This window comes from Cupriavidus sp. USMAHM13, assembly GCF_001854285.1.
Lineage (GTDB): Bacteria > Pseudomonadota > Gammaproteobacteria > Burkholderiales > Burkholderiaceae > Cupriavidus > Cupriavidus malaysiensis.
This window is the reverse complement of record NZ_CP017751.1, coordinates 3,260,053-3,276,835: the sequence shown is the minus strand read 5'-3', so window position 1 is coordinate 3,276,835 and position 16,783 is coordinate 3,260,053. Positions and strand designations below refer to the sequence as shown.

The following is a 16,783-nucleotide window of genomic DNA, read 5'->3' as shown; positions in this document are numbered from 1 at the left end:
TGCGGGCGCCGACCGACCGGGTATTGTCATGGTGCCCGGCAGCGCAGGTCAAGGCGGCGCCGGAGAGTATGTTGCCGCTGCGCGGTGCGGCAGTCAGCCTGTCCGGCTGACTGCCGGCCTGCCGGCAGCGCCTTCGCCGTCGGCCGGCCCGGTGCGTCCGGCTCTACCGCTTTCGGCGTAGCGGATCAAGGCGGCCAGCAGCCGGTCCATGTGAGCGCAGGCGACTCGCAGTGGCTGTAGAGTTCTCTCAGGTGTCTCCTGCGGCACCCGGTGCGACACGGCCTGCTCGAATTCCGCGCAGGCCAGAAGGACGGGTTCGAAGCCGATGACGGCGGCGCCGCCCTTGAGCTTGTGTGCATCCGACGCGGCCTTCGACAGGGCGCCGGCAGCCATGGCTTGCTCGATCTCGCCGAGGTACTGGTGGCTGGTCGACTGCAGCAGGTGCAGGAAGGCGGCTGCCTCGGGGCCGTCCGTGAAGATCTCGCCCACGCGCTGCGCCGCACGCTGGGCATGGCCTTCGCGAGTGCCGCTTCGCCGTGTCCTGGCCGTGCTGCCGGGCGGGGCGGTGCCGGTGGACGTGCTGGTGGACGTGCTCGTGCGGGCGGTGCCGGCAAGAGGGGAGCCGGGCCTGGCCTGCTGCAGCAGAGCGCGCAGGGCGTCCAGGCCGGCCGGCTTCACCAGGCAGCGGTCCATGCCGGCCTCCTGGGCCTGCCGGGCGACTTCCGGCCGTGCGTCGGCGGTACAGCCGATCACGAAGAGATGGCGCAGGCGCGCATCGGCACGGATGCTTCGCGCGAGCGCGTAGCCGTCCATGCCGGCCATATTGCAGTCGGTGATGACCAGGTCGGTCTCGTGGTGTGCCAGGATCTCCAGGGCTTCCCGCCCATCGGCCGCCGTATGGACCGTCACCACCCCGAGGAAGCCGAGCTGGCGCACCAGTAGCTGTCGGTTGGCGGGATGGTCGTCGACCACCAGCGCGCGCAGTCCGGCAGGTGTCGCCAGCGGCTCCGGCGGCAGCGCATGGCCGGTTGCGGAAGAGGGCAGGTCGGCCAGCGAGGCCGGGATCTCGACGAAGAACTCGGTGCCCAGGCCGAACTCGCTGCGCAGCCAGATGCGCCCCTGCATCTGCGCCAGCAACTGGCGGCAGATCCAGAGTCCCAGCCCGGTGCCGCCGAAGCGGCTGCCGGTGTCGCGCCCGGCCTGGCGGAAGGGCAGGAAGAGCGAGGCCTGCTGGTCCGCGCGGATGCCCGCTCCGGTGTCCCGCACCGCGATATGCAGAGTACCGCCGTCCGGACGCCCGCCTTGCCATCGCACCTCCAGGGCCACGAGGCCGTGCTGCGTGAACTTCAGGGCATTGCTGAGCAGGTTGCCGACGATCTGGCGTACGCGCAGGGCATCGATGCGGATCGCGGGCGGCAGCGTTTCGTCGAGGTGGGCTTTGAACTGCAGCCCCTTCTCGTGCGCCAGCGGCCGGTAGATCAACAGCAGCCGCTCCAGCTCCTCGCGCGGATCGGCCGGCTGCGGGTCCAGGCTCAGCTGTCCGGCCTCGATCTTGGCGTAGTCGAGGATATCGTTGATCAAGGTCAGCAGCGACTGGGCGGCCTGCTGTACCGCCACCAGGCTGTGCTTGTCCGGCCGTCTGCGCGAGCGGATCTCGAGTTCGAGCGTACCCAGGATGGCGTGCATCGGCGTACGGATCTCGTGGCTGATGGTGGCCAGGAAGGTGCTCTTGGCACGGTTGGCGGTATCGGCCGCCTGCTTGGCCTGCTGCAGTTCACGCTCGGTGCGCTTGCGTTCCGTGATGTCCAGCCAGCCGCCCAGCACGCCGTCGAAGCGGCGGTCGGCGCCATAGAGCGGCAGCAGCCAGATAAAGAGGTCGACGTCCTGGCCCCGGTGCTCGAGGTGGCAATCTGTCATGCAGGCGCGGCGCTGGGCGCGGACACTGCGGGCCAGCGCGGCGAGGCGCGCATCGAGCGCGCCGCCGCTGCCCGCGCGCTCCCAATCGTCCGCGCGCCCGCGCTCCAGCAGGGCGGCCGCCGTGTCGCCGTAGGCGGCGGCGTAGTGCGGATTGCAGCTGGCCAGGCGGCCGTGTGCGTCGCGCACGAAGACGGCGAACGGCAGCCCGTTGATCAGCGTGCGCTGGAATTCCAGCTGGTCGCGCAGCCGCAAGGCCTGCTGGCGCCGCGTGTAGTAGGACCAGCCGAGGTAGAGTCCGCCGGCGCACAACAGCCCCAGCGACACCGCCAGCCCCAGCAGCAGGCCTTGCGTCTGGCGGTCCGACAGCCCGTAGCGCGGGATTGCCACGCGAGCGCCGTTCCAGTCACGCCGGATGGCGTCGAGCTCCTCCGGCGGGACGCTGTCGAGCACCTTGTCGATGATGCCGATCAGTTCAGGGGAGCGGAAATCGGCGGCGAAACTGATCGGCCAGGGGGAGTCGCTGGTGGTTGCCGCCACCGCGAACTGCCCGTCGAAGCGCGTGGCGTTCAGGTAGTTCGCACTCGTCAGGTTGGTGATGATGGCATCGACCTTGTGCTCCTGCAGCCAGCGGAACAGGACCAGCATGTCAGGCGCCACCGCGATGCTGGCGGCTCGCCCGGCCACGCCATCGGGCAGCAAGCCGCGCGTGCCGAGGGTGTTGCCGGGTACGCCGACGCGCCGCCCGGCCAGGTCGGTGGCCTGCCGGATGCCCTGCTCATCGGCGTGCGTGGTGATGACCCACAGCGACTCCATGTAAGGCGTCGAGAACAGCATGTGCTGGCGCCGCTCCTCCGTCGCGGTCACGGACAGCAGCAGATCGATGCGGCCCGAGCCCAAGGCAGCGAAGCCGTCGGCGTCGTTGTCGAGGAGCACCGGTTCGAATTGCAGGCCGGTGCGGGCGGTGATCACGGCCAGCAGGTCCATCGACAGGCCGGTGGGGCTCGCATCGCGATGGTCGAGAAAGGAGAACGGAGCGAGGAACCGGGCCGCGCCGAAGCGCACGCGCGGGTGGGCGCGGATCCAGGCGGCTTCTTCCGGGGACAGGTTCACTTGCTGGGCGACGCGGAAATGGCTGGCCGAGCCGAGCCAGCGCTGCTGGATGTCACCGGCGATGCGGATCGGTACGTGGCGCAGCAGGATGTCGATCGCCTGCAGCAGCGGGCGCTGGCGCGGCGTGGCCAGCAGCACGAATGGCGCACCGCTGAACGGCGCGAAATTGGTGATCGCGAGCTGCAGCAGTTGCAACTGGTCGATCAGGTAGTTGGCGCCTGTCGCGACGCCGATGAAGAGGTCGGCGCGGCCGAAGGCGACCGCTTCCAGCGCCAGCAACTGGGTGGGGAAGACTTCGATGCGGGCCTCGCGATAGTGCCGGGCGAGGCTGTCGCGGTCGACGCTGTCACGTGCGATGGCAATGACCTGCGTGGCGGTCGGACGCGCCGGGCCGGTGCGACGGACTTCCGCCAGCCGGTGCGTGAAGTAGGCGGAGGTGGCGGACAGCGTGTCGCCGGCCTCGTCTGCGGTCCCCGCCAGCAGGTCGATGGCGCCGGCCTCGAGCGCCTGGCGTGCCTGGGCGCCGGTGTCGAAGCCGGTGATCTCGAAGCGCAGCCCGCTCATCGCCGCCAACGCCGCCAGGTAGTCGGCCAGGACGCCTTCGAACAGCTTGTCGGCGCGGTTCAGGTAGATGGGCACGAAAGTGTGCCGGACATAGCCGACGCGGACCGTGCGATAGGCGCGCAGGACCGGTGATCCCTGCAGGGCGGGCGGCAGGCGCAATGCCGCGTCCGCGCCGATGCTGCTGGTCAGCTTCAGCGCCGGGGTGGTCGCCGGCGCGCACCAGCCGCCGCAGGCGCAGCAGGCCAGCCACAGCCAGGTGGCCGCATACCGCGCGAAGCGGGGCCAGGACGGGGGGGATCGCATGCGGGGCGGGATCGGGCCGGATCGAGCAGGAGGCCGGGCGGGGCGTGCCCGTTCAGCCGCGGGCCTCGCCCCGGGACGGGGCGGCAGCTGCGGCTGGCCGGGAGAGCGGGGCAAGTGCTGGGCTGGGCATGAAGGCGGCTCGCAAGGTTCGTGGCTGGCCCAGCCGTCACGCCAGGCAGAAGAGATCGCCCAGATTTCAGCTTTGTGCCGCTTGCCGCGCAATGGCCGCAGACCGTGATTAGGAGAAGGCCCAAAAAACTGAGGAATGCACTCACCAGTTTTCTCAGCTAGTGCCTATATATATGTAGGCATATTCCGATTCGAGGTCCGCCGGCTTCGTGCTGGCCCCCGATGCCGGCAGGATCCGGCACGCTGCGGAGGAGGGCAAGATGACAACGGATTCCAAGCCGCGCCTGAGCGCGCTGGTGCAGACCGCACCCCAGGCCGGGCGCTATGTCTGGGTGATCGCACTGGTGGATTTCGAAGCGAGGCTGCTCAAACGGACGATCGTGTCGGACGACACCTTCACCACGGCGGACGCGGCCCGCGTCGCAGGCGAGGCGCAGTTGCGCGCCATGGCGGCGGACCACTAGTCCACTGCGTCATTCGTGCTGAAGCACGAATTCGTCGACTAAGCCCGCCGAGGGGCTGCGCGCTTTGCAGTGACGCAGGCTTGCCAGGCTTCAGCGCTTGCAGCGCCACGTTGCAGGCCTTGCGCGACCTCTTGGCAGGCGCTTGTCAGACTTCTCTCAGCAGGCCGAGTTCATCAACGGATTCAAGGCTCAGGACATCGGCCGTCGCAGCGGAGGGCGGCCTTGAAATGCAAGGAAACCCTTTCTTACAGACTGTCGCGGGGCCGACGCATAGACTGGCGCCCAGTTCGTCTCGCCCTGCATGGGAAAGGATCTTCGTGAACCGTTTCGTCCGCCGCGCCGCGCTTGGCCTTGCCTGCGCCACGACCCTGGCCTGTGGCCTTGCCACGGCACCTGCCGCGATGGCACAGGTTTCCGTCAACGTCACCATCGGCGCGCCCCCGCCGGCGCCTGTCTACGAGGCGGTGCCGGCTCCGCGTCCCGGATTTATCTGGGTGCCTGGCTTCTGGGACTGGGATGCCGGGTACCACCGGCACGCCTGGCAGGCCGGACACTGGGAGGCGGAGCGGCCCGGCTATGCCTACGCGCCGCCGCGCTGGGAGCATCGTCCAGAAGGCTGGGTGCTGGTGCGCGGGGGTTGGGGCGGCCGTGCGGAGCCGCAACGCGGTCCGGAACGTCATGACGACTACCGGCACGACGACCGCCGCCGTGATGATCAACGCCGTGATGATCAACGCCGCGACTGGGACGGCCACGGCCCGCACGACGGCGGGCGCCGGGACCACGGCTGAAACGGCCTGCCCGGCCGGCCTGGCAAGTGCCGGCGCGGCGGGATGTCCGCACATCGCGGCATGGTACGATCCTCCGAAACCCTCGGAGATGGGCATGCCGGCAAAGCACGTCTTTTCGCGTGAGCAGTACCTCGACATCCTCAATGAGAGCCTGCGCAACCATCCGGGCTGGCGGCCGGGCATGGCCTTCGTCTTCCATCCGGCCGGTGCGGACGCGCACCAGGCCACCGGCGTCAGCTGCACCGGGCCGGCCTCGGCGATGCCGGTCTATGAAGATATCCAGCGCGTCGCCGCCACGCTGATCGTGGTGCGCGACGCGTGATCGGTGCCCTGGCGCTGGCGCCAGGGGCAACACTCATTCCTCGTCATCGCCCTCGCTGTCGAGGAATTCGCGGCGCTGCATCCAGTTGGCGATCGCCTCGTCGCAGACACGCTTGAGCTTCTGCCGCTCAGGCAGCTTGTCGAACAGCTCGAAGTTCACCAGCGCCATGCCCGCATCGGTGATATAGAACAGGCGGCGCGGCTCGTCGTAATGCACGATGCGGCCATCGATGCCGCCTTCTTCGCCATCGCCCGGCATGTCCTCAAGTTCCACCACGCGGCAGGTGAAGCGCGGGCTGCGGGTGTGCGTGAGGTACTCGAACTCGTCGTGCATGATCTCGCCACCCTTGCCGGTAGCGATGGCGAAGCCCCAGATGAAGCGGGGCATCGGCAGGTCGGACAGATCGTCAATCTCGTCCATGTCTTCCATGTCATTCTCCCTGATGCAATACCCGCATTATCGCCCGGGAGACCGTCCATGCGCCACGCCTGCCGCCGCCATGGGCGGGCGGCGGCGCTGCCGCTAGCGCGCGGCCTTGCAGTTGGCGTAGGGCGCCGGGGCGCCGTCCCCGCCGCGCAGGTCCTCCAGCCGGCCTTCGTCTCCCTTGGTGATCCATTGGTAGGGCCCGGCCGCATAGCGCGCGCCGGAGCCGGTCAGCACGCTGGCGAACAGCAGCGGCTTGCCGTCCAGCCGGAGGATGGCGATCTGGTTGTCCGCGCTGTTGAAGTAGCGTGCGGTCAGCGACTTTCCTTCGTCGCAGCGGTAGTGCACCGTTCGCGGCGGCTCGAAGCGCACGCCGTCGATGCCTGGCCGCGCCGCGGCGGCCAGTGGCAGGGCGGCGAGCAGCGCGCCCAGGGCGGCAGCGCTGGCGAGCAGGCGGGAAAGGCTGGCTGACATGTCGGATTCCTCGAGGCAGGGTGATGGGCAGGGGGCAGGCAGGGCACAGCGGAGCGGGCGCCGAAGGCTTCCCGCCGCCCGCTCCCCGGGGCGCTCGCGCAGTCGGGGCCTGCAGTCGGGGCGGCGCTGTCGGCGGCCGGGGAGGCGCGGTACTCAGTCGAGCATATAACCCGAGGCGAGCTTGCGGAAGTCCTCCACTTCGCGGGTTTGCCAGGCAGCATCGTGCTGCAGTTCCTCGGCCAGGATGGCCGCCACGCGCGGCGCGGCCGCGCTGGCGCCACGCGCATCGAGGAACAGGGCGCGATTGCGGCGCGCCAGCACGTCCTCGACGCGCCGCGCCATTTCGTGGCGCGCGGCGAAGCGGACGTGGGCGGCGGTCAGCCCGGAGCCCGCCATCAGCACCTCGTCCTGGCCAGGCAGTGCGCGCAAGGCTCCCAATTCGTTGCCGTAATAGCGATCGGGTGAGCCGCTGCCGGATGCCGGCAGGTCGGCCGGCAGGCCCTGTGCGCCATGCAACGCCAGTTCCGTCGTGATGCAGGGCGCAGCGCGCGCCACCAGCCCGCGCTGGATGGCGGTGTCCACCACGTCCTCCGCCATCTTGCGATAGGTGGTCCACTTGCCGCCGGTCACGGTGATCAGGCCGCCCTTGGAGACCAGGATGGTGTGCTCGCGCGACAGCGATGCGGTGGTGTTTTCCCCGGTCGCCTTGACCAGCGGGCGCAGCCCGGCCCAGACGCTGGTGACGTCGGCGCGAGTGGGCGAGCGGGACAGGTAGCGCGCCGCCGTTTCCAGGATGAAGTCGACGTCGTCGCCGGCGGCGCGCGGTTCGAGCGGCAGGTCCTGGCGCGGGGTGTCGGTGGTGCCGACGATGGTGTGGCCGTTCCAGGGCACCACGAACAGTACCCGGCCGTCGTCGGTGCGCGGGATCAGGATGGCGTCCTGGCCGGGCAGGAAGCTGCGCGGCAGCGTCAGGTGCACGCCCTGGCTGGGCGCCACCATGGTGCGGGCCTGGCCGTCCTCCATGCGGCGCACGGCATCCACCCAGACGCCGGTGGCGTTGATCACGCACTTCGCCTGCAGGGCGAAGCAGGCCTCGCCGAGCGCGTCCTGCACGGTGACGCCGGTGACGGCGCCGCCTTGCTGCAGCAGGCCGGTCACGCGCAGGTAGTTGACCGCGGTGCCGCCCACGTCGAAGAGGGTGCGCATCAGGGCGATCGCCAGCCGTGCGTCGTCGAACTGGCCGTCGAAGTACAGGTTGCCGCCGCGCAGCGGGCGTCCGCCCACGTGTTCGGCGAGCGTGGGCGCGGCGGCCAGCGTCTCGCGGTGGTTCAGCCAGCGGCTGCCGGCCAGCTTGAGGTTGCCCGCGAGCATGTCGTAGACCTTGAGGCCGATGCCGTAGAAGGGCTGGTCCAGCATCTGGTAGGCCGGCACGACGAAGCCGAGCGGCCACACCAGGTGCGGTGCGTTGCGGGCCAGCAGGCCGCGTTCGTGCAAGGCCTCACGCACCAGGCTGATATTGCCCTGCGCGAGGTAGCGCACGCCCCCGTGCACGAGCTTGGTGGCCTTGCTGGAGGTGCCTTTGGCGAAGTCCGCGGCCTCGACCAGCAGCGTGCGGTAGCCGCGCGAGGCTGCGTCGACGGCCGTGCCCAGGCCGGTGGCGCCGCCACCGATGACGATCACGTCCCAGCGCGGTTCGCGCGCGAGGCCGGCGAGCAGGTCGGCGCGGGCAGGGGGCAGGATCTGGGTGAAAGGCGTTGGCATGGTCACAGGTTCAAAACGGGTCAATCTTCGGGGAGTGCGGGTTGCTTCCCGGCCGCGCGCCGCAGGTGAGGGTGCGGTGCCGGGAGAGGGTCATGGCGTGCCGTCGGCCAAGTCCTCGCGGGCCCAGTCGCGGGCACGATCCACGGCGCGGTGCCAGCGCGCCAGGTGCTGCGCGCGCGCGTCGGCCGACAGGCGCGGCTCGAAGCGCTGCTCGACCTGCCATTGCCGGCTGATCTCGCCTTCGTCCTGCCAGTAGCCGGTGGCCAGGCCGGCCAGGTAGGCCGCGCCCAGCGCCGTGGTCTCGGTCACGCGCGGGCGCACCACGGTCGTGCCCAGCAGGTCGGCCTGCATCTGCATCAGCAGGTCGCTGCGCGAGGCGCCGCCGTCCACGCGCAGTTCGGCCAGGGAGATGCCGGCATCCTTCTGCATGGCGTCGAGCACGTCCACGCTCTGCAGGGCGATCGACTCCAGCGCGGCGCGCGCGATCTGCGGGCGTCCGGTGCCGCGCGTCATGCCGACCAGGGTGCCACGCGCGAACGCGTCCCAGTGCGGAGCCCCCAGGCCGGCGAAGGCCGGCACCAGCACGACGCCGCCGGTGTCTTCGCACTGGCGTGCCAGCGGTTCCACTTCCGCTGCGCTCCGGATGATCTGCAGGCCGTCGCGCAGCCACTGGATGGTGGCGCCGCCCATGAAGACCCCGCCTTCCAGGCAGTAGACGGTGCGCTCGCCGAAGCGCCAGCCCACCGTGGTCAGCAGGCGGTTGTGCGACGTCACCGGCTGGCTGCCGGTATTCATCAGCAGGAAACACCCGGTGCCATAGGTGTTCTTGGCCATGCCGGGCGACAGGCAGGCCTGGCCGAAGGTGGCGGCCTGCTGGTCGCCGGCGATGCCGGCGATCGGCACTTCGGCGCCAAACAGCCGGGATGCCGTACGCGCGACCTCGCCGCTCGAAGGTACGACCTCGGGCAGCACGCTGCGCGGGATGTCGAGCAGGGCGAGCAACTCGTCGTCCCAGGCGAAGCGATGGATATTGAACAGCATGGTGCGGGACGCATTCGACACGTCGGTGACGTGGCGCGCGCCGTCGGTGAGCTGCCAGACGAGCCAGGCGTCGACGGTGCCGAAGGCGAGTTCGCCGCGCTCGGCGCGTGCGCGCGCACCCTCGATGTGGTCGAGCATCCAGCGCAGCTTGGTGCCGGAGAAATAGGCGTCGACGATCAGGCCGGTACGCTCGCGGAACAATTCGCCGTGGCCCGAGGCCACCAGCGCCTCGCACATCGGCGCGGTGCGCCGGTCCTGCCAGACCAGCGCACGGCCGACCGGCTCGCCGGTGGCGCGGTCCCACAGCACGGTGGTTTCGCGCTGGTTGGTGATGCCGATGGCATGGAGCTGGCTGGCGGAGACGCCGGCGTCGTTCAGCACCTCATGCGCCACGGCGAGCTGCGATTGCCAGATCTCGTAGGGATCGTGCTCGACATGGCCGGGGTGTGGATAATACTGGCGGAATTCCCGCTGGGCCAGCCGCACCACGTTGCCGAAATGGTCGAACAGGATGGCGCGCGAACTGCTGGTGCCCTGGTCTAGTGCCAGCACGTAGCGTGGCTGTCCCTGCGGCAGGCCGGCGGGGTTCGGGGTTTGCGATGGCGTCGTGCTTTGCGTCATGCAAGCGGTCCTGTGAAGTCCTGAGCGTTCGCGCCAGTGCGCGGCGCGCGTTTCATGAAAGAGGCAGTCAATTTGTCCAAGCTTCCCGATTCCCCGGCCGGCACCGACGCGGTCGCCCGCATCGAGGCCGCGCTGGCGGCGCGCAGCCGCTTCGATGCCGCCGCCCACCTGCGGCTGATGGTGGGCGCCAGCCAGGTCGGCTGGCTGCCGCGCGCCCATGCCGAGATCCTGCTGGCCCAGCCGACCGTGCCCGCCGCGCTGGAGGCAAGGGGCGCGCACGAGGTCGCGCTGCTGCCGCGCTGCACGGATTTCGCCGCGCGCTCGGCGGCGCTGGCCGAACTGGCGCGCTGGCTGGCCGGCGCCGGCCACGTGCGCGGCTGGCGCGACGAACTGTTCGCCGTCACGCCGGCGTTGCAGGCGCCGGCGCTGGCCGTGGTCGAGCGCGCCGCGGCGCGTTTCTTCGGCCTGCTGACCTTCGCCTCGCACATGAACGGCATCGTCGGCGATGGCGATGGCCGGCGCCGCTTCTGGATCGCGCGCCGCAGCCCCGCCAAGGCGGTCGACCCTGGCATGTGGGATAACCTGGTGGCTGGCGGCATGCCCCATGGCAGCGACCCGCTGGCCACGCTGGTGCGCGAGTGCGAGGAGGAGTCGGGCATCCCGCCCGACCTGGCGGCGCAGGCGCAGGCCTGCGGGGTGATCGAGGTGCTGCGGGAATTACCTGAGGGGGTGCAGTGGGAGGCCGTCCATGCGTACGACCTGCTGCTGCCGGCCGGCTTCATTCCGGTCAATCGGGACGGCGAAGTGGCGGAGCACCGTCTTATCGAGCCGGGGCCATTGCTTGCTATCATGGCGGATGGCGCCATGACGGTCGACGCGACCCTGGTGACGCTGGATGCGCTCCGCCGCCGCGGCTGGGCGGCCTCCGGCACATCCCGCGCGTGAGCCGCGCGCTGCGCGGCCGGCCCGGCGGACATCCCAAAGAACAGAACACGATGAGCAACACCGGTTTCATTCTCACCATCTCCTGCCCTGACCAGCCCGGCATCGTGCATGCCGTGTCCGGCCTGCTGTTCCAGCATGGCTGCAATATCGTCGACTCCGCTCAGTACGGCGACGAGTACGCAGGCCGCTTCTTCATGCGCGTGCATTTCACCCCGCCCGCGGCCGGCCCCGACCTGGCGGCGCTGAAGGCGGCCTTCGCGCCGGTGGGCGAGCAGTTTGCCATGCAGTGGGACCTGTTCGACGCCAGCGTCAAGCCGCGCGTGATGATCATGGTGTCCAAGATCGGCCACTGCCTGAACGACCTGCTGTTCCGCGCCAAGGCCGGCGGACTGCCGGTAGAGATCGCCGCGATCGTGTCGAACCACCGCGACTTCTACCAGCTCGCCGCGTCCTACGACATTCCCTTCTTCCACCTGCCGCTGATGAACGCTTCGCGCGAGCAGAAGCTGGCCCAGGAGGGCAAGGTGTTCGAGGTGGTGCGCGAGCAGAACATCGACCTGGTGGTGCTGGCGCGCTACATGCAGGTGCTGTCCGACGATCTGTGCACCAAGCTGGCCGGCCGCGCGATCAACATCCACCACTCCTTCCTGCCCAGCTTCAAGGGCGCCAAGCCCTATTACCAGGCGCACGACCGCGGCGTGAAGCTGATCGGTGCCACGGCCCACTACGTGACGGCCGACCTGGACGAAGGCCCGATCATCGAGCAGGAGATCGAGCGTGTCGATCACAGCATGGATCCCGAGCAATTGACCGCGGTCGGCCGCGACGTGGAATGCGTGGCGCTGGCACGCGCGGTCAAGTGGCACGCCGAACACCGCATCCTGCTCAACGGCCACAAGACGGTGGTCTTCAAGTAAGCGGCAGGCGCCCGGACCATCCGTCCGGGACCGGACGGCGCGCCCTGCGCCGCCCGCATTGCCCGCGCGGCCGCCCGGCCGCGCCAGGCGGCCGGCGCCGGCCCGCGCCTCAAGGCTGGTCCGCGACCACACAGTTCACCTCGCTTTCGGCCAGCATCCGGTCGAAGGGCGCTTGCAGCGGCATGTCGGTGAAGAGCCGGTCGATCTGCGACAGGTGGGCCAGTTCCACCATGGCCTGGCGGTTGAACTTGCTGGCATCCGCCGCCAGCCATATCTCGCGCGCGTGCTCGATGATGGTCCGCGCCACCTTGACCTCGCGGAAGTCGTAGTCGCGCAGCGTGCCGTCGGCCTCGATGCCCGAGATGCCGATCAGGCCGATATCCACCTTGAACTGCCGGATGAAGTCGACCGTGGCTTCGCCGACGATGCCGCGATCGCGCGAGCGCAGCACGCCGCCGGCGACGATCACCTCGCAGTCGGGGTTATCGGCCAGGATGTTGGCCACGTTCAGGTTGTTGGTGATGACGCGCAGGCCCCGGTGGTGCAGCAGGGCGCGTGCCACCTCCTCGACCGTGGTGCCGATGTTCAGGATCAGCGAGCAGCCCTCCGGCACCGCCGCCGCGACCGCGCGCGCGATGCGCACCTTGCCTTCGGCGTTGAGCACCTGGCGCTGCCGGTAAGCGATGTTCTCGATGGTCGAGCCTTCGACCCGAACCCCGCCGTGGAAGCGCGCCAGCATGCCGTTTTCGGCCAGCAGGTTGACGTCGCGCCGCACGGTCTGCAGCGTCACGCCGAACTTGCGCGCGAGTTCTTCGATCGAGGCGAAGCCCTGGGTCCGGACTTCTTCGAGCAGGGCGGTTTGGCGTGGATTGAGCGTCATGCCCGCATTCTAGTTCAATCAGAAACGAAAACAAATGATGCGCTGCAAGATTGTTTTGCTTTCGTTTCTTTGCTAAAACGAGCGGGAAGCAGAAATACAAGAATCTTGCGCGAGCCCGACCGCGCAAACCGAGGCAGACATCAATGCCGCCAGCAGCGAGGCGGCGCGCGCAGGAGGCTGGATGCAGCTCAGACTGGAAGGCATTGCGCAGCAGGCAGGGTCGCAAGCCTATCTCTATCCGATGACAATTGCACCCGTGGCGGGTGCGGTCACGATTCTGCTGGGGGCCACCCAGGCCGGCAAGACCTCCTTGATGAGGGTGATGGCTGGACTTGACAGGCCGAGCGCCGGCAAGGTCCTGGTCGACGGCGTGGACGTGACCGGCGTGCCGGTGCGCCAGCGCAATGTGTCGATGGTCTACCAGCAATTCATCAACTACCCGTCGATGCGGGTATTCGACAACATCGCCTCGCCGCTGCGCTTGCGCGGCGGCGCCGATATCGCTGCGCGGGTCCGCTCGCTGGCGCAGCGCCTGCACATCGACCACCTGCTCGAGCGCTTTCCGTCCGAGCTGTCCGGCGGCCAGCAGCAGCGCGTGGCGCTGGCGCGCGCGCTCGCCAAGGACGCGCCGCTGATGCTGCTCGACGAGCCGCTGGTCAATCTCGACTACAAGCTGCGCGAGGAACTTCGCGAAGAGCTCAGCCAGCTGTTCGCCCACGGCGACGCCACCGTCATCTATGCCACCACGGAGCCGACCGAGGCCCTGCTGCTGGGCGGCCACACTGCCGTGCTCGATGCCGGCGAACTGCTGCAGTACGGGCCTACGCCGGAGGTGTTCCACTATCCCGACTCCCTGCGCGTGGCGCGCGCGTTCAGCGATCCGCCGATGAACCTGCTGCCCGGTGAACTGCATGGCGGGCGCGTGGCGCTGGGCGGCGACATCGTGCTGCCGCTGCCGGACGCGATGGCGCACGGCGGGCCGGTGACGGTCGGCGTGCGCGCCGGCGCGCTGCGGCTTGAAGCGGGGCCGGGTGCGGTCCGCGTGCCTGGCCGCGTCGCCCTGGCGGAACTGTCGGGCTCGGACACCTTCGTCCACGTCGATACCGCCGTCGGCAACCTGGTGGCGCAGTTCCCGGGCGTGGTCGATCTCGAACTGGGTGCCCAGCTCGCCCTGCATGTCGACCCGGACCAGGTCTACCTGTTCGACACGGCCGGGCGCCGCATCCATGCGCCGCGCCGGCCAGGCGGCCGGCCGGCACCGCTGGCGGCGGCGGTGGCCGCGGCGGGAGGATACTGACATGGCTCGCATCGATCTCGATCTCGCGCATTCCTACCTGGCGCAGCCGCATGCCGACGAAGACTACGCGCTGCTGCCGCTGCGCTTCACCTTCGAGGACGGTGGCGCGTACGCGCTGCTGGGTCCCTCGGGCTGCGGCAAGACCACGCTGCTGAACTGCATCTCCGGGCTGCTGCGGCCTTCGCACGGCACCATCGCCTTCGACGGGCGCGACGTCACCGCCGCCACGCCGCAGCAGCGCAATATCGCCCAGGTGTTCCAGTTCCCCGTCATCTACGACACCATGACGGTCGGCGAGAACCTCGCCTTCCCGCTGCGCAACCGCGGCGTGCCGCCGGACCAGGTGCGCGAGCGGGTCGGGCGCGTGGCCGAGATGCTGGACCTGTCGGCGTGGCTGGACCGGCGCGCCAGCGGGCTGGCTGCCGATGCCAAGCAGAAGATTTCGCTCGGCCGCGGCCTGGTGCGCAACGACGTCTCGGCGATCCTGTTCGACGAACCGCTGACGGTGATCGACCCGCACCTGAAGTGGCAACTGCGGCGCAAGCTCAAGGAGATCCACCACGAGTTCAAGCTGACGCTGATCTACGTCACGCATGACCAGACCGAGGCCCTGACCTTTGCCGACCAGGTACTGGTGATGTCGCGCGGCAAGACCGTGCAGGCGGGGCCGGCGGATGCCTTGTTCGAACGGCCGGCACACACCTTCGTCGGCCATTTCATCGGCTCGCCGGGCATGAACTTCCTGGTCGGGCAATGGCGCGACGGCGCCATCGAGATGGGCGGCCGCCGCTACACGCCGGAGCTGGCGCCGGCGCTGGGCCAGGCGCTGCAGGCGGCAGGCAGCTTCAAGGTCGGGGTGCGCCCCGAGTACCTGCGGCTGGCCGCGGCCAACGATCCGCAGGCGGTGCCGGTGGTGGTCGAGCGCGCCCAGGACATCGGCACCTACTGGCTGGTCACCGCCGCCGTGCACGAAGCCGGCGGCAAGGTCGCCACGCTGCGCGCCCGCATGGGCGGCGAAGCGGCGGCGCTGCGCGCGGGCGAGACCGCCTGGCTGTCGGCCTTCCATCGCCACACCTGCTACTACGTCAACGAGGAACTGGTGTCATGAGCACGCTCAAGCCCGTCAATCAGAAAGCCTGGCTGCTGGTGGTGCCGGTGGTGCTGTGCGTGGCCTTCTCGGCCATCCTGCCGCTGATGACCATCGTCAATTACTCGGTGCAGGACATCATCTCGCCCGAGCGCCGGGTCTTCGTCGGCACCGAGTGGTTCGCCACCGTGCTGCGCGACAGCGAGCTGCACGACGCGCTGCTGCGGCAGGTCGGATTCTCGCTGGCCGTGCTGCTGGTGGAGATCCCGCTGGGCATCCTGCTGGCCCTGTCGATGCCGGCCAGGGGCTGGCAGGCGTCGGCGGTACTGGTGGTCATCGCGCTGTCGCTGCTGATTCCGTGGAACGTGGTGGGTACTATCTGGCAGATCTTCGGGCGTACCGACATCGGCCTGCTGGGCGCCGCGCTCGACGCCATGGGCTTCGCCTACAACTACACCGGCAGTGCGCTCGACGCCTGGCTGACCGTGCTGGTGATGGACGTATGGCACTGGACACCTCTGGTCGCGCTGCTGTGCTACGCGGGACTGCGCGCCATCCCCGACGCCTACTACCAGGCAGCCAAGATCGACGGCGCCAGCCGCCTGGCCGTGTTCCGCTACATCCAGCTGCCCAAGCTGCGCGGCGTGCTGATGATCGCCGTGCTGCTGCGCTTCATGGACAGCTTCATGATCTATACCGAGCCCTTCGTGCTGACCGGCGGCGGGCCGGGCAACGCTACCACCTTCCTGTCGCAGTACCTGACGCAGAAGGCCGTCGGCCAGTTCGATCTCGGTCCCGCGGCCGCGTTCTCCATCGTCTACTTCCTGATCATCCTGCTCCTGTGCTTCGTCCTGTACAACTGGATGCAGCGCGCGGGCACCGCCGGTGCGGAGGACATGCCCAATGCCTGAAGCCAAGCAGCACGCCACCTGGTGGCGCAATGCCTTCCTGCTGGTCTACCTGCTGTTCGCCATCGTGCCGATCTACTGGATGGTGAACATGTCGTTCAAGACCAATGAGGAGATTCTCTCCACGCTGTCGCTATGGCCGGTGGACTTCACGCTGGAGCACTACCGGACCATCTTCACCGATGCCTCCTGGTATTCCGGCTACATCAACTCGCTGATCTATGTGGCGCTGAACACCGTGATCTCGATCACGGTCGCGCTGCCGGCGGCCTATGCGTTCTCGCGCTACCGCTTCATCGGCGACAAGCACGTGTTCTTCTGGCTGCTGACCAACCGCATGACGCCGCCCGCGGTGTTCCTGCTACCCTTCTTTCAGCTCTACTCGACCATCGGCCTGATGGATTCCCACCTGGGCGTGGCGCTCGCCCACCTGGTATTCAACGTGCCGCTGGCAGTGTGGATCCTGGAAGGCTTCATGTCCGGCGTGCCGCGCGAGATCGACGAGACGGCCTATGTCGACGGCTACTCCTTCCCGCGCTTCTTCCTCACCGTCTTCCTGCCGCTGATCAAGGCAGGCGTGGGCGTGGCCGCCTTCTTCTGCTTCATGTTCAGCTGGGTCGAGCTGCTGCTGGCACGCACGCTGACCTCGGTCAACGCCAAGCCCATCGTCGCCACCATGACGCGCACCGTGTCGGCATCCGGCATGGACTGGGGCGTGCTGGCCGCGGCCGGTGTGCTGACCATCGTGCCCGGCGGCATCGTGATCTGGTTCGTGCGGCACTACATCGCGAAGGGCTTCGCGATGGGCCGCGTCTGATGCGGAGGAAAG

At 69.1% G+C, this 16,783-nt stretch carries 15 protein-coding genes; 9 read left to right on the top strand and 6 right to left on the bottom strand.

The window, feature by feature from the left end; translation table 11 throughout:
• Positions 1 to 93 precede the first annotated feature (93 nt).
• Positions 94 to 3,894, bottom strand: a complete 3,801-nt coding sequence (locus BKK81_RS14385; protein WP_071014172.1) for a response regulator — start codon at positions 3,892 to 3,894, stop codon at positions 94 to 96.
• Between the two features lie 389 nt (positions 3,895 to 4,283).
• Here BKK81_RS14385 and BKK81_RS14380 point away from each other — a divergent pair, with 389 nt between their 5' ends.
• The 3 genes from BKK81_RS14380 to BKK81_RS14375 all read left to right on the top strand — a co-directional run bounded on the left by BKK81_RS14380 (position 4,284) and on the right by BKK81_RS14375 (position 5,600).
• A complete protein-coding gene (locus BKK81_RS14380; RefSeq protein ID WP_071014169.1) occupies positions 4,284 to 4,487 on the top strand; it encodes a hypothetical protein in 204 nt (67 codons plus the stop codon).
• 317 nt (positions 4,488 to 4,804) lie between these two features.
• On the top strand, positions 4,805 to 5,278 hold the full coding sequence (locus tag BKK81_RS34340; RefSeq protein WP_442873381.1) for a YXWGXW repeat-containing protein: 474 nt from the start codon (positions 4,805 to 4,807) through the stop codon (positions 5,276 to 5,278).
• 94 nt (positions 5,279 to 5,372) lie between these two features.
• The gene (locus BKK81_RS14375; protein ID WP_071016481.1) at positions 5,373 to 5,600 is read left to right on the top strand and encodes a hypothetical protein; all 228 of its coding nucleotides are present in this window, start codon (positions 5,373 to 5,375) and stop codon (positions 5,598 to 5,600) included.
• 33 nt (positions 5,601 to 5,633) lie between these two features.
• Here BKK81_RS14375 and BKK81_RS14370 read toward each other — a convergent pair whose 3' ends face one another.
• From BKK81_RS14370 to glpK, 4 genes are all read right to left on the bottom strand, one after another.
• Complete coding sequence (locus BKK81_RS14370) at positions 5,634 to 6,020, bottom strand: hypothetical protein (protein WP_071016479.1); 387 nt, start codon at positions 6,018 to 6,020, stop codon at positions 5,634 to 5,636.
• Positions 6,021 to 6,122: 102 nt separating this feature from the next.
• Positions 6,123 to 6,497, bottom strand: a complete 375-nt coding sequence (locus BKK81_RS14365; RefSeq protein WP_071014167.1) for an MliC family protein — start codon at positions 6,495 to 6,497, stop codon at positions 6,123 to 6,125.
• A 153-nt stretch (positions 6,498 to 6,650) separates the two neighbouring features.
• Positions 6,651 to 8,264, bottom strand: a complete 1,614-nt coding sequence (locus BKK81_RS14360; RefSeq protein ID WP_418235862.1) for a glycerol-3-phosphate dehydrogenase/oxidase — start codon at positions 8,262 to 8,264, stop codon at positions 6,651 to 6,653.
• An 84-nt stretch (positions 8,265 to 8,348) separates the two neighbouring features.
• Positions 8,349 to 9,920: a glycerol kinase GlpK gene (glpK, locus tag BKK81_RS14355; RefSeq protein WP_071014162.1), complete on the bottom strand. Its 1,572-nt coding sequence runs from the start codon at positions 9,918 to 9,920 to the stop codon at positions 8,349 to 8,351.
• Positions 9,921 to 9,974: 54 nt separating this feature from the next.
• Between glpK and BKK81_RS14350 the strand changes: the two genes are divergently transcribed.
• Positions 9,975 to 10,865, top strand: a complete 891-nt coding sequence (locus BKK81_RS14350; RefSeq protein WP_071016477.1) for an NUDIX hydrolase — start codon at positions 9,975 to 9,977, stop codon at positions 10,863 to 10,865.
• A gap of 50 nt (positions 10,866 to 10,915) precedes the next feature.
• Positions 10,916 to 11,782, top strand: a complete 867-nt coding sequence (gene purU / locus BKK81_RS14345) for a formyltetrahydrofolate deformylase (RefSeq protein WP_071014160.1) — start codon at positions 10,916 to 10,918, stop codon at positions 11,780 to 11,782.
• 109 nt (positions 11,783 to 11,891) lie between these two features.
• Here the strand turns inward: purU and BKK81_RS14340 are convergent, their stop codons facing one another.
• A complete protein-coding gene (locus BKK81_RS14340) occupies positions 11,892 to 12,662 on the bottom strand; it encodes a DeoR/GlpR family DNA-binding transcription regulator (protein WP_071014158.1) in 771 nt (256 codons plus the stop codon).
• A gap of 181 nt (positions 12,663 to 12,843) precedes the next feature.
• On the opposite strand from BKK81_RS14340, the gene BKK81_RS14335 reads away from it, so the two are divergent.
• Genes BKK81_RS14335 through BKK81_RS14320 form a run of 4 tightly spaced genes read left to right on the top strand, consistent with a single transcriptional unit; the run spans position 12,844 to position 16,771 of the window.
• On the top strand, positions 12,844 to 13,959 hold the full coding sequence (locus BKK81_RS14335) for an ABC transporter ATP-binding protein (RefSeq protein WP_071014155.1): 1,116 nt from the start codon (positions 12,844 to 12,846) through the stop codon (positions 13,957 to 13,959).
• Between the two features lies 1 nt (position 13,960).
• A complete protein-coding gene (locus BKK81_RS14330) occupies positions 13,961 to 15,067 on the top strand; it encodes an ABC transporter ATP-binding protein (RefSeq protein WP_071016475.1) in 1,107 nt (368 codons plus the stop codon).
• Entirely contained in the window at positions 15,064 to 15,957 is an 894-nt protein-coding gene (locus tag BKK81_RS14325) for a carbohydrate ABC transporter permease (RefSeq protein ID WP_071014153.1), read from the top strand. Before BKK81_RS14330 ends, BKK81_RS14325 begins: the two co-directional genes overlap by 4 nt.
• A complete protein-coding gene (locus tag BKK81_RS14320; RefSeq protein ID WP_071014150.1) occupies positions 15,950 to 16,771 on the top strand; it encodes a carbohydrate ABC transporter permease in 822 nt (273 codons plus the stop codon). The genes BKK81_RS14325 and BKK81_RS14320 overlap by 8 nt, the downstream gene beginning before the upstream one ends.
• The last annotated feature ends 12 nt before the right edge of the window (positions 16,772 to 16,783 follow it).